Annotated in this window: 14 protein-coding genes; 5 read left to right on the forward strand and 9 right to left on the reverse strand. The window is 56.8% G+C overall.

From position 1 onward, the window contains the following. Nucleotides 1-22: 22 nt before the first annotated feature. Nucleotides 23-421, reverse strand: coding sequence for a flagellar basal body rod protein FlgB (gene flgB, locus FGO67_RS12360; RefSeq protein WP_203300962.1), 399 nt, complete (start codon nucleotides 419-421; stop codon nucleotides 23-25). Nucleotides 422-660: 239 nt separating this feature from the next. Next, the gene (locus tag FGO67_RS12365) at nucleotides 661-1215 is read right to left on the reverse strand and encodes a nitroreductase family protein (RefSeq protein WP_203300963.1); all 555 of its coding nucleotides are present in this window, start codon (nucleotides 1213-1215) and stop codon (nucleotides 661-663) included. A 143-nt stretch (nucleotides 1216-1358) separates the two neighbouring features. Between FGO67_RS12365 and FGO67_RS12370 the strand changes: the two genes are divergently transcribed. Both FGO67_RS12370 and FGO67_RS12375 read left to right on the forward strand, forming a co-directional pair. After that, nucleotides 1359-1670 (forward strand): Mpo1-like protein, encoded by a 312-nt coding sequence (locus FGO67_RS12370; protein WP_203300964.1) that lies wholly within the window; start codon nucleotides 1359-1361, stop codon nucleotides 1668-1670. Nucleotide 1671: 1 nt separating this feature from the next. Beyond that, on the forward strand, nucleotides 1672-3099 hold the full coding sequence (locus FGO67_RS12375; protein WP_203300965.1) for an adenylate/guanylate cyclase domain-containing protein: 1428 nt from the start codon (nucleotides 1672-1674) through the stop codon (nucleotides 3097-3099). A gap of 51 nt (nucleotides 3100-3150) precedes the next feature. On the opposite strand, the gene queF is transcribed toward FGO67_RS12375, so the two are convergent. From queF to FGO67_RS12390, 3 genes are read right to left on the reverse strand one after another with little or no spacing between them, the layout of a single operon-like run. Beyond that, complete coding sequence (gene queF, locus FGO67_RS12380) at nucleotides 3151-3972, reverse strand: NADPH-dependent 7-cyano-7-deazaguanine reductase QueF (protein ID WP_203300966.1); 822 nt, start codon at nucleotides 3970-3972, stop codon at nucleotides 3151-3153. A gap of 14 nt (nucleotides 3973-3986) precedes the next feature. Continuing rightward, on the reverse strand, nucleotides 3987-4760 hold the full coding sequence (locus tag FGO67_RS12385) for an ABC transporter permease (protein ID WP_203300967.1): 774 nt from the start codon (nucleotides 4758-4760) through the stop codon (nucleotides 3987-3989). Beyond that, nucleotides 4757-5707, reverse strand: coding sequence for an ABC transporter ATP-binding protein (locus FGO67_RS12390; RefSeq protein ID WP_203300968.1), 951 nt, complete (start codon nucleotides 5705-5707; stop codon nucleotides 4757-4759). Before FGO67_RS12390 ends, FGO67_RS12385 begins: the two co-directional genes overlap by 4 nt. Before the next feature lie 276 nt (nucleotides 5708-5983). Between FGO67_RS12390 and FGO67_RS12395 the strand changes: the two genes are divergently transcribed. Continuing rightward, nucleotides 5984-7102, forward strand: coding sequence for an organic solvent ABC transporter permease (locus tag FGO67_RS12395; RefSeq protein ID WP_203300969.1), 1119 nt, complete (start codon nucleotides 5984-5986; stop codon nucleotides 7100-7102). Here FGO67_RS12395 and FGO67_RS17305 read toward each other — a convergent pair. The 3 genes from FGO67_RS17305 to FGO67_RS12410 form a co-directional block, all read right to left on the reverse strand. Then, nucleotides 7092-8399 (reverse strand): HD-GYP domain-containing protein, encoded by a 1308-nt coding sequence (locus FGO67_RS17305; protein ID WP_203300970.1) that lies wholly within the window; start codon nucleotides 8397-8399, stop codon nucleotides 7092-7094. The genes FGO67_RS12395 and FGO67_RS17305 overlap by 11 nt on opposite strands. Nucleotides 8400-8575: 176 nt before the next feature. Continuing rightward, nucleotides 8576-9148 (reverse strand): hypothetical protein, encoded by a 573-nt coding sequence (locus FGO67_RS12405; protein WP_238942350.1) that lies wholly within the window; start codon nucleotides 9146-9148, stop codon nucleotides 8576-8578. 1 nt (nucleotide 9149) lies between these two features. Continuing rightward, a complete protein-coding gene (locus tag FGO67_RS12410) occupies nucleotides 9150-9428 on the reverse strand; it encodes a PilZ domain-containing protein (protein WP_203300972.1) in 279 nt (92 codons plus the stop codon). Between the two features lie 182 nt (nucleotides 9429-9610). On the opposite strand from FGO67_RS12410, the gene FGO67_RS12415 reads away from it, so the two are divergent. Both FGO67_RS12415 and FGO67_RS12420 read left to right on the forward strand, forming a co-directional pair. Next, nucleotides 9611-10627: a Fe(3+) ABC transporter substrate-binding protein gene (locus FGO67_RS12415; protein WP_238942351.1), complete on the forward strand. Its 1017-nt coding sequence runs from the start codon at nucleotides 9611-9613 to the stop codon at nucleotides 10625-10627. Nucleotides 10628-10771: 144 nt separating this feature from the next. Next, on the forward strand, nucleotides 10772-12460 hold the full coding sequence (locus FGO67_RS12420; protein WP_203300973.1) for an ABC transporter permease: 1689 nt from the start codon (nucleotides 10772-10774) through the stop codon (nucleotides 12458-12460). An 18-nt stretch (nucleotides 12461-12478) separates the two neighbouring features. Here FGO67_RS12420 and FGO67_RS12425 read toward each other — a convergent pair whose 3' ends face one another. Continuing rightward, nucleotides 12479-12964, reverse strand: coding sequence for a thioesterase domain-containing protein (locus FGO67_RS12425; RefSeq protein WP_203300974.1), 486 nt, complete (start codon nucleotides 12962-12964; stop codon nucleotides 12479-12481). Nucleotide 12965: the final 1 nt, after the last annotated feature.

Here is a 12965-nt window from a genome sequence, read left to right on the forward strand (position 1 = left end):
TCGCTAATCGCGTCGCTGCGGCTTACTCGCCCTTGATGGCTTTGGTCAGCCCGGAAAATTTGCTGCTCAGAAACTGGAAGCTGGCCTGGTAATCCATGGCGTTGCGCATGAACCGGGTTTGCTCCTGCTGGGCGTCGACAGTGTTGCCGTCCAGTGATGGCTGGTGCGGGGTGCGGTAAAGCAGATCACCGCTGGCAGACTCTGTGGACGTGTCCATGTGGCCATCGTCCGTCTTGGCCATTTCAAGTCCGGAAACGCTCTGCTGAGCCTTCTGCATCATCGCCTGGAAATCGACATCCCGCGCCTTGTAACCCGGAGTGTCGGCATTGGCGAGGTTATTCGCCAACACTTCAGCCCGCTTTACCCGGGCTTCCAGCGCCTGAGCGTGAACTCCCAGAGCGTTATCAAATGAAATTGCCATACTGCCTCCCAAAATCTGCACTCGCCTGCCGGCCGGAATTGCCGGTTGTGCTCTTTGAAAGGGTTAAAGCAAAGCAGATGCCAGAATTCGAAAAGCTAGCCAGGGAGCGGCGAAACGAGGGATTGAGGCGAGGAAGGCACTGAAAAGACGGGGCAAAACCAATAACCACATCGGGAAAGCGGCAAACTGTTTCCCCCGACCGGCGGGCCGGGGGATCTGGCCAGAATCAGCCGCCTGGCTCAACCGTTCCAGTGCTGGACAAATTCGGGGGTTTCCGGCCTCGGCACCGGGGGCTTTTCCGACGACACCGTACCCGTATAAAGAAAGCCGACGATCGATTCGGCCTCACTGAGACCCAGCCCCTGGTGTACCTGGGTGTGATAGGCCGGACTCCCGGTGCGCCACATGACACCAAATCCGGCGTCCTGCAGCGCCAACTCCAGAAAACTCATGCCGGCTGCAGCAGACATAATCTGCTCAACTTCCGGCACCTTCGGATGGGGCGTCGGAGAGGCAATTCCTACGATAACCATCGGCGCCCTCAGGGGTGCCCTGCGCAGTTTTTCGATGGCCTGCTCGTCACTGTTATTGGCGCAGGTAGAAGCAAACAGGTCGCCCAGGGCCTTCAGACCCTCGCCTTCGATGACCAGGTAGCGCCAGGGGCGCAGGAGTGCATGATCAGGCGCCCGCGCGGCACACGCAAAGGCGCGCTCCAGGGTTTCAGAATCGGGTGCTGGTGCCTCCAGCCTTGGCTCGGAAGCACGGTTGAGCAGGAATTCGCTGACTGCGGTCATATCGTCTCGCTATCGGATAATGGTTTCAGGAATCTTGGCCATACTTTGGAGCTCAGGTGAATTGTGGGTTACACCTAATACTGCTAACCTTTAGTCGTAGTCCGGCCTACCTAAAAATTAAAAAACAACTTAGTAGCAGCACCATGAGTGAGCAACACACGTTTAACAACTTTTCCGAATTCTATCCTTACTACCTCGAAGAACACAGCGACGTCATGTGTCGTCGGCTTCACTTCGTGGGCAGTCTGTTAGTTCTGATTGTCACAGCCTGGGCTCTAATGTCCGGGAAGCTGGCGTGGCTGCTATTGGTGCCAGTCATCGGTTATGGCTTCGCGTGGGTTGGCCATTTCAAATTCGAGAAGAACCGACCCGCTACGTTCAAACACCCACTTTACAGCCTTGCAGGCGATTGGGTCATGTTCAGGGATATGCTCATCGGCCGGATTCGCTTCTAGCATGGTTAGCGTCCCGCCGGAGCTGCGCAGCCCCAGCAGCGCATTGACCATGGATCATCACAATCATCCTGTGGTGATCCCCCCGATGCCGGACTATAACGGCCGAATTCTTGCCTACACCGCGACTGCCGTCATTATCGTTACCGGCGCGCTCCAGGGAGCCTTCGAGCAATGGTTGTTGTGGCTGGTGGCCGGTGCCCTGACCTGGCCGCACGTAGCTCACGCACTGACCCGCCGCACCTTCCTCCAGCACTCGCCCCGTATCCGACATAAGATGCTGATTTTCGATTGCATGGTTGGCGGCGCCTTTATTGGCTGTATCGGGTTGGTAGCCATTCCATCGGTGTCTGTTGTCCTAATGCTGATGTTCAGCTGTCTTATTGTTGGTGGCATCCGGCAATGGTTTCTGGGCAGCATCTTTATGGCCGCGGCCATTGCGGCCTCCGTCGCCATTGTCGGGCCTGCTGAGTCGCTGGAATCACCGCTGCTGACCAGCATTCTCGCAATTTGCGCCACCGGCCTTTATATCTGCCTCACTGCCTACTATTCGCACCAGCAGGCCCAGGCGCTGATGCTGGCCAAAACCCAAATCCAGAATCAGCGTGAACAATCCATCGCACTCTCCCACAAACTGTCCAAGTACCTGTCACCTCAGGTCTGGCAATCGATCTTCACGGGTGAGCGCGACGTTCGGCTGGAAACCCAGCGCAAGAAACTGGCCGTGTTCTTTTCCGATATCAAGGGCTTTACCGAGCTGTCGGAAGAAATGGAACCGGAGGCGCTGACAGAACTCCTGAACCACTACTTCAACGAAATGTCGGAAGTGGCGCTAAAGTACGGCGGCACCATCGACAAATTCGTCGGCGATTCCATCATGGTGTTCTTTGGCGACCCCACCAGCCGAGGCCAACGAGAGGACGCCTTTGCCTGCGTTTCCATGGCTGTTGAGATGCGCAAACACATGAAAATCATGCGCCAGAAATGGCGCAGCCAGGGCATCAAGACGCCCTTGCAGATACGGATGGGGATTAGCACTGGGTATACCACCGTGGGCAACTTTGGTGCCGAAAACCGGATGGACTACACCATCATCGGCAAGGAAGTAAATCTGGCCAGCCGGCTGGAATCACTTGCCGAACCCGGCGAGATCCTGATTTCCTACGAAACCTTCTCGCTCATCAAAGACAAGATCATGTGCCGGGATAAAGGGGAAATTACAGTAAAGGGCTTCGGCAAACCCGTTCCCATTTACGAAGTGGTCGATTTCCGGAGGGATATGGGCCCCCACCGCAGCTTTCTCGAACATGAGCACAGTGGTTTTGCGATGTACCTGGATTCCGACAAGGTGACCGAGAGAGAACGGGAGGCCATCCTGGCTGCTCTCGAGGATGCCGCTGACCGGCTACGCCAGGAAGAAGGCGCATCCTGAGACCTTTCCTCATGCGCCCATTCCGCTCCCCTCTTTCCCTTTAATCGGCCGCTACTGACGAACCAGCCTGCCAGAGGAACCGTCCTGCGTAGGCTCGGTGGCGCGCCAGGGATTGATATCCAACCCGCCTCTTCGCGTATAGCGGGCACATACCATGAGCTTTTCCGGCTGGCACTGTGCCATTAAATCCGTAAACACCGTTTCCACGCAGTGTTCGTGGAAATCCTGCTTCTGCCGGAAACTGACGACGTATTTAAGCAAACCCGCCCGATCAAGCTTGGGCCCGGTATAGCTGACCATAAGCGTGGCCCAGTCGGGCTGCCCGGTCACCGGACAATTACTCTTCAGGAGATGCGAGCACAGCTTCTCGGTAACCACTTCACCACCGGCGTTCAGCGACTCCGGGGAATACTCGTAAACCACGTCGCTGACCGGCTCGTCGTCAATGAGCTCGTACCCCTGGGGGCGGCCAAAGGCATCTCCCGGCTCATCCACGCTCTTCATATCAACCTGAACGGCGGCACCGCAGGCGCTGGAGAGGTCATCGGTGATGGTTTTGGCAACCTGCTCAGGTGATGAAAACGCACTCTGGTTGAACGAATTCAGGTACAGCTTGAGGGACTTGGACTCAATGATGGACGGCGACGCGGCTGGAAATCGGATTTCCGCCCAGGCCACAGCCGGCACACCACTCAAACGAAGCCAGGACACTTCCCAGGCCTGCCAGAGATCCTCCCCAAACCATGGCCAGCGGCCATCGTTCAGCCCAATCCGGCGACGGTTCTCGTCCCGGGCAACCGGGAACAGCAGAGACGGATCGTACCGATCCGGGTATTCGCTGGCTTTCCCCAGCGGTGCGTTGTGAAGCGCCATAAAATTTCCTGAGATCAGTGACGGATGCCTTTACCCCGGGCCAGCATTTTCAGGGCAATGAACGCCAGCAGGGCAATAAAGACCAGAATCATACCAAGAGATACGAACGGATTAACGTCCGAGACCCCGAGAATGCCATACCGGAAGCCATTAACCATGTACAGAATCGGGTTAACCATGGATACGCCCTGCCAGAATTCCGGCAGCATATCGATGCTGTAGAACACGCCGCCCAAATAAGTCAGCGGTGTCAGCACGAAGGTCGGCACGATGGAGATGTCGTCAAACTTGGTGGCCAGCATGGCGTTGATAAAACCGCCAAGGGAAAACAACGCAGACGTCAGAAACACCGTCACCACCATCATCGGCAGACTGTGAATGGTCAGACTGGTAAACGCCAGCGACAACAGGGTAACGATCAGGCCAATGCCAAGCCCGCGAGCCATTCCACCACAGACGTATCCCGCCAGGATGACCCAGTTCGGAACCGGTGACACCAGCAACTCCTCTATGCTGCGCTGAAACTTCATCGAGAAGAACGACGACACCACGTTGGCGTAGGAGTTGGTGATCACCGCCATCATGATCAGGCCAGGAACTATAAAGGCCATGTAGTCAAATCCGCCCATCTCACCGATGCGCGCGCCAATGAGATTGCCAAAAATGATGAAGTACAGGGTCATGGTGACCGCGGGCGGCAGCAGGGTCTGGGCCCAGATACGGGTAAAGCGGCGAATTTCCCGGGTCACAATGGTGTTGAATGCGGTAGCTAGCGCCTGAGCCCTCATGCGACACCCTCCAGGCTATTTTTCGATTCCGAGGCGTTTTCCTCCACCATACGAATGAACAATTCCTCGAGGCGATTGGCCTTGGTTCGCATACTGACTACCTTGATATCCAACTTGTCCAGCTGAACGAATACCTGGTTCAGGCCCTGGCCCTTCTGCACATCCACTTCCAGCGCCCCTTCCCCATCGATGCGAGTGGAAAAACCCGCCAGCTCTGGTGCTGATGCCAACGGCGTGGCGGTATCCAGCACGAAGGTCTCGACACTCAGTTCCTGCAACAGGTCTTTCTTGCTGGTGTTCTTCAGAATCCGACCGTGATCAATGATGGCAATGTTGCGGCACAGCGCTTCCGCCTCCTCCAGGTAATGGGTGGTCAGGATAATGGTGGTGCCCTGGCGGTTCATTTCTTCGAGGAATGCCCACATAGAGCGCCGAAGCTCGATATCGACCCCTGCGGTGGGCTCATCCAGAATCAGCAGCTTTGGCTCATGAACCAGGGCCCGGGCGATCATCAGCCGCCGCTTCATGCCGCCGGACAACATACGCGCAGGCGTATCCCGCTTCTCCCACAAACCCAACTTCTTGAGGTACTTCTCGGCCGACACCGACGCCTGTTTAAGCGGAATACCGTAATAGCCGGCCTGGGTCGTGACGATGTCAAAGACTTTTTCAAACTGGTTGAAGTTAAATTCCTGGGGCACCACGCCAAGATTAAGCTTGGCATCGGACAAGTGGGTATCTATGTCATTGCCAAACACTTGCACCTTGCCTGCGGACTTATTGACCAGTGAACAGACAATACCCAGCGTGGTGGATTTGCCGGCTCCGTTAGGACCGAGCAATGCAAAGAAATCACCTTCGGCGACGTGAAGGTCGATTCCCTTCAAAGCTTCGAAACCATCACCGTAGGTCTTGATCAGACCTTCAATCTCAAGAGCGTGGGTCATAAATCATCCTGAATTCCGAGGCACCTGTCCCCCAGCAGGAACTTCCACCGGGGCCAACATTTAGAGTGAAATAGAGAGTGCTATTGATTGTGGCAGCTCGGGTTATTTCAAGGTGCAAATCCCGCCGTCGGAATCCGGGGCAAAAACGGAAACTGCGACGAGTATCCCGATATCCGCAGCACCCCATCCCTATAATCCGATTACAACAACTTACAAACGACGAGCTCACTCTTCGATTGGAGCGTGACGCCCGCGCACCGGGAACCGAAGCAAACCATGAGATCTGCCCACCTGATTCGATTGTCCGCGACCCTGGTAACTACCCTCGCCCTCACCGGATGCCTGGACGACGGCGGCTCCGACAGTAACGACACCAGGGTCGGCCGCCTTAACTACAACGGCTTCAGCGGCCTGACCTATCAGACCCAAAGCCAGCGTGGCACTACCAATGCCAATGGCGAATTCCGCTATTATCCGGGCGAAACTCTCAGCCTTTGGGTCGGTGACCTGGCTCTTGTTCAAGACGTTCCCACCCAGAAGTACGTTACCCTTCTGGAGTTTGTGCCCGAGGTTCGAGCTGCTCTGACCGACCCTTCAACCGACGATGAGGGCTTGAGCACTCACACGGTCAGAGAGCAGCTGCTGCTAGGTAACGCGGAACTGAGAAATATCACCCGATTTCTGATGAGCCTGAACTGGACGGGAGACGTGCCCAAGGGCCAGGGTATCGCCATCCGGAAAAGAGTCATCAGCCAGCTCAACGCTGCCCTGCCCAATCTGCCTGAACCGATCGACTTCAGCGTCAGTGAAGCTGCGTTCACCGGTTCAAATGAGGAGGTCTCACCCGCCAACCGGTTACTCGCGGAAATCTGCTTCTACCCGGAAGGCCATTCTTTATGTGACGAACCGCCAACAAAGGAGGCAATAGAACTGGCGCCCTCCCGGCCGGAAAACGAAGCCGATCGAGATCCGAATATCACCTATAAAGAGGATCTGGAAAACACCCGTGATCGCATCCTCGACGCCATCCGGACCCTAGACGACACACTGCCGAACGACCTGGAGTCCTATCTTTCCCGGGAACTCACGGCCATAACAACAGCGGTGGCGAACCGCTATTACCTGGATGAGCACGTTGCCAGCCATACCGCCAGCGATACCGGAGTGCAGTCCGTGCGCATCCGGAAAATCGACGGAGCTCCGGAGATAGGCAATATCGAAGCCATCAGTACGCGAACGGATCAGGTCGCCATTCACGCCACCAACTGGCAGGCAGCCGAATTCGACTATTTTGTTGCGGGAGACGCGGGCGGAGAGTCTGAGCTGGTGGTCAGTTTCCGCCCGGAAGATACTTATCGGTGGATTCACAAACAGTTGCGGGTAGTCATCCGCTGATCAAACGGTTCAAGCTCCAGCGGGACTCCGTTCCGGTCACGTCATATCTCGCCGGATCCAGCTCTTCCGTGCCATGGGGCAGGCACTCCCGAATGGTAACGGTCTCGGCAGCCGTCTTGGCTTCGTTGTGGCGAGCAAGGTCGATAATCTTTGCCGACTTCAACGGATTGCAATCGCTGTCCGTCATCAACATGATGCGCGGCCACAAGCGGCGCTCGGGGGAATGTGACATCACCATCCCACGCTGGCCGTCCGAGAGCTCCACCAGGCTGCCCGTTGGATAGATGCCAATGGACTGAATGAAGTTCTCCACCAGATCATCCTGGAACTCGATATTTCTCATTTCATACAACAGGGCGACGGCCTTGTCCGGTGTGACCGGAACCGCAGCTTCTCTTGGACCAATCAACGATTCGAAAAATTCAGCGATACCTGCAATCTTGGCCAACAACGGAATGCGGTCACCACGGACACCTTCCGGGAAACCAGAGCCGTTATGGCGCTCACGATGCCCCTGAACAACACTCAAGACGGCCCGAGACAGGCCGCTGTCCGACAGCATCTCCACACCCTTGTCCACGTACTCCCGATACTGGGCGTATTCGCCGGCATCCAACTGACCTTCCCGACTCAGAAGCGCTTTGGGCAGAGCACTCTTGCCCACCTGCGACAGCAGGCAGCCCAGCCCAAGGTGGTTCATAAGGCCTTCGTTCAGCCCCAGGTGCCGACCGCACACCAGGGCCCATACTGCTGTGTTCAGGGCATGCCGGTATACGTAATCGTCGTGCTGACGTGTTCGGCTCAACAACAACAAGGCATCAGGCTGACGCACCACACTGCTCACCATCTTGCTGGTGACTTCGGCAATAGGCTTGAGATCAACCACTCCGTTGACCTTCAACGTGTCAAACAGCCGGTGAAGTGCAATATCCGCATCATCCAGAAGACGTTTTGACGCCTTCGCTTCCTTTTTCAGGGTGGTCACTTCTTCGTAGCGAACCGGCTCACGGATCGTCAGCGGCGGCAACTGCAGGACATCACGGCCCTGACCTCTGCGGCCAGCCTTGCGGCCGAAACGGGGAGTGCTGTTTTCAGAGGCCTCATGGACACCGCGCACTTCGGCAACGTCCACCATCACCCACTTGCAGTGAGAAGCCAGGGCCCGAACATCGTCCTGAGACCGGACATGAAACCCCTGGATTGGGAAGGGAGTCTGGTGCCAGGGCCTGTCCAGGTCAGACACAAACATGCCCACTTCCAGATCATGCACCGCAATTTTCTTTTGCTGGACGCCCACAGGTCACCTCAATACGGAAACTTTTCGATGGCTACCATTTTGGCGGAGTGACCAACAGAGTCCATAACAGTTTGGTAGCACGAAGTAACCAGAGAGCGACGAAGGGTAACGTTTTAGCTCAGAAGGAAACAAAATGTAGGAGTGTGATGACGGTCACACGGCAACGTCAAAATGTGTCACTGTACGTCACACACCGAGTCATCGAATTCCGGCATCTTGGCGCGAAGGGAGCCACGCGGCGCTTTTCGGACATACACGGTATAAGGAACCGGAGAGGCCCGCAGGTAGTCGAGGTTACGTTTTTTGTCACCTGCCTGCACGGTCGTGGAAACCGGAGCACAGGAAACGAGGAGGTCAAGGCTGCCCCCAATTCCGGCAACTCTGGCTTGAGGATCGGAGGGTTCCGCCACCATACAGCGCACGCCCTCTGTGGCCAATTTGCCACTCGGCGCATGCAGGTCCTGGCCGGCCTCCCCGCATGCGCGGATACCTGGGCCACACTCTCCGGCTTGGGGATCAGCGCTGTCTCGCAACCGCCAGACCCGCTCACTGCATTGGGTTTCAACCCGAATCGCAGTGGCCTTGTCACTCGTAAACCACCAGTCCGGGTAATCTGCGCTTTGCCAAGACAGTCGGACTTGGCGGGGTTCACCGGCGGAGTTTTCGGCAGGGAACATCGCATAATGGGAATGATAAGAAGCACAACCGGAGGTGACGAAGGCGACTAATACCAGGCACAGCCGTTTCATGCTAGGCATCCCTGAGTTCGAACTGCAGCCCCAAGCCATCGTTGGTTCGTCGCACTATTACCATTTCGAGCACGGGTGCGGGTACGGGAAGGCCCTGCACCTGAACGCTCACCGTGTCACCAATGTTCGGCTCAAACGGTTCCGCATCAACGATAATAAACACGCCACCATCCGAAATATCCCGGGTGGAGAACATGAACTCACCCAGTTCCGGATGCACGACCTTCACTTTGGCGCTCATCGCGGTGCGGATGTACTCTCTTCTATCAATCCCTGCCATCGGCCTGCCCACTACTTTTTACATAGTTTTTATAGTCTTCCGAAGCATAGCACCATTTTCAATCAAATAGACCACCGATAATATTGACTCCGGCACTAATCCAAATGAGAATGGTTGACGTTTTAATTCCAAGTGCACTTTCGCTTAGCACAGCCACATCACCTGGTAACGAGGATACAACCATGCACATGAAGCTCGCAGCTGCTGCAGCCCTGACCTTGACGGCACTGCCCCTCAGCGCTTCCGCCGAGGGCGACGTCAACATCTACTCCTATCGCCAGGCCTATCTGCTGGAACCGCTTCTGAATGCCTTTGAGCAGGAAACGGGTATCGATACCAATGTTGTCTTTGCAAAAAAAGGCTTGGCCGAGCGACTGGAGCGTGAAGGCCGCAACAGCCCGGCCGACGTCGTGATGACGGTCGATATTTCCCGCATCAACGAACTGGTCGAGCGTGATCTCGTACAAGGCGTCGACAACGACGTACTCAACCAGAACATTCCAGAGAACCTTCGCCACCCGGAGGGTAAGTGGTTCGCGCTGACGACTCGCGGTCGTCTGATCTTCACCTCTAAGGAGCGTGTTGAGGAAGGCGAAATCACTACCTATGAGGAACTGGCCGATGACAAGTGGAACGACCGCATCTGTACACGGAGCGGGAAGCACCCCTACAACATCGCCCTGTTCTCCTCAATGCTGGCCCACCACGGCGAAGCAGACACCAAGGCCTGGCTAGAAGGCCTCAAGGACAACCTTGCCCGCAAGCCCCAGGGCGGCGACCGTGATCAGATCAAAGCGATTGCCGAAGGCGTGTGCGACATTTCCATTGGCAACAGCTACTACTACGGCAACATGCTGCAGGATGAAAATCAGCGCGGCATTGCCGAACAGGTTCGCCTGGTATTCCCGAACGCCGAAGGTCGCGGTACTCACGTGAACATCAGCGGCATTGCACTGACCAAGAGCGCGCCGAATCGTGACAATGCCATCAAACTGATGGAATTCCTGTCGTCGGCAGAAGCCCAGCGTATTTACGCGGAAGCTAACACCGAGTACCCGGCGAATCCTGACGTTCAACCGTCTGGCCTGGTCGCTGAGTGGGGCGAGATCAACCCGGACCAGCTGTCCCTGCAGGAAATCGCAAATAACCGCAACGCAGTAGTAAAGATGGTTGACCGCGTCGATTACGACGGCGAGTAACCGGAAGCGGGCCGGCGCCACATGCGGCGTCGGCCCTCATAATTCCCGGTCAATCTCGGTGAGTGACGTCTGTTCATTGCAGGCAGCACCTCAGCTGTCTACAATCGGCAGCCATTCTCATTTCGAACCAATCACAGGAAAGCTATGACCGAGGCCGTTAGCAGAGTTGACCCAGGGTTAACCGAACCCCTGCTGGCGAAGCGTACCTCTCGGCACTGGCTCATTGCCGCCTTCCTTACGACAACGATCGTGGCGTTGCCGGTACTCTCGGTTATCTTTCTCGCCTTTTTCCCGGAAGAGAATATCTGGCCTCATCTGCTGGATACCACCCTGCCCCGCTACCTCTCAACCACACTGCAGCTGATGCTTGGCGTGGGCGCACTGACACTGGTCATCGGGTTATCGTCTGCCTGGGCCGTCACCATGTGCGAATTCCCTGGTCGACGCTTTTTCGAATGGGCGATGCTGCTGCCCTTCGCCGTGCCGGCCTATGTCATCGCCTATGTCTATACCAGCTTGCTGGACTATGCAGGGCCGGTCCAAAGAAACTTGCGGGACTGGTTCGGCTGGGAGAATGCCAGCGACTACTGGTTCCCGGAAATTCGCAGCCTTGAGGGCGCCATCCTGATGATCGGCCTGGTGCTCTACCCCTACGTGTACCTGCTGGCGCGGGCCGCGTTCCTGGAACAGTCGCCTTCTCTGTTTGCGGTCAGCCGCAGCCTCGGGCACTCCGCTCTGAGCACCTTTTTCCGGGTGGTTCTTCCGATCGCCCGACCGGCCGTGGCGGTAGGCCTGTCTCTGGTTCTGATGGAAACCCTGAACGACTTCGGGACCGTGGACTTCTTTGCGGTCCAGACCCTGACCGCCGGCCTGTTCGACACCTGGATGAACCTGGGCAATCTGGGCGGCGCCGCCCAGATTGCGACCACCATGCTCATTTTTGTGGTTATCCTGGTCACTCTGGAGCGCTATTCACGACGCCGACAGCAGCAGTTCGCCGCACGCGACAACCGCGACCCCATCCAGCGCTTTACCATGTCTACCCCAAGACAATATGCATGTCTGGCGGTTTGTGCCATCCCCGTGTTGTTCGGATTCCTTATTCCCGGCTTCACCCTTGGCCTGTACGCCTGGGAATACTTCGGCGAGAGCTGGAACACCGATTTCATCCAGAACACCCTGAACAGCCTGTTTCTCTCCGGCACCGCGGCACTCACCACACTGCTGATCGGCATCACCCTGGCGTACAGCCGCCGGCTGCATGACACCAAAGGCATGCAGGTGCTCATGCGCCTGTCCAGTCTTGGTTATGCGATGCCGGGCGCCGTTCTCGCGGTGGGCGTTATCGTACCTCTGGCAGGCTTCGACAATTGGCTGGACAGCCTTGCCAGGGACGTATTCGGCGTGAGCACGGGGCTGCTCCTGAGTGGCTCTACCTTTGCCCTGGTATTCGCCTACACCGTGCGTTTTCTCGCGGTGTCGGCAGGCAGTGTCGAAAGCGCTTTGCAGAAAATCACCCCCAGCATGGACATGGCGTCGCGCTCACTCGGCCACACCCCGGGCAAAACCCTGGTGCGCGTGCATCTGCCGATGCTTCGCGGGACGCTGATGACGGCAGCACTGGTGGTGTTCGTGGATTGCATGAAGGAGTTGCCGGCTACGCTGATTCTACGGCCATTCAACTTTGAAACGCTGGCAACGTACGTGTACCAGTTTGCGTCTGACGAGCGGCTTTATCACAGTGCCTTACCGGCACTTATTATCGTGTTGGCGGGGATCGTTCCCATCATCCTGATGAGTCGTTCCATCTCCAAGACCAGAGCCATGGGTTAACCCTGACAGGCCTGCGTCTTACGAATTGACCCGGGAACGAACATCCTGAACCACAAAGCGGCCCTGAAACACAGCTACAGGCTCACGCTCGGGCTGAGTGTTTGGCTCACCGCAGAACACTTCCGCCGTCAGGTCCAGGCGCCCCTTGCCATGGCGGGCCAGGCTTTTCCGGAACCGGGGCGGAATCTCGCCCGCCGGCAACCGGCAAATCACATAGAAATCCTGATCAACAGGTTCCAGATAATCAATATTGCCGCTTTGCACCACAACCGCACCCGTTAGGCCCATGTCCGCCAGTGCCAGCTCTGTCAGGCCCCAGGCGGCGGTAACCGCAGCGGAGTAGACGCTACCTCCGAAACCCGTCCCTTGGTGGTTACGATTGGGCTGCAGGGGTGCCGAAAGCAACAGGGCGTGACCATCCCAGGAAATCAACCGAATGCCCAAGGCCTCCGACAACGGGATTTCGTTATTGATGCGTTTCTGGAAATGACTCAGCCGACTCATA

The sequence above is a fragment of the Marinobacter sediminum genome (genome assembly GCF_016820575.1).
GTDB lineage: Bacteria > Pseudomonadota > Gammaproteobacteria > Pseudomonadales > Oleiphilaceae > Marinobacter > Marinobacter sediminum.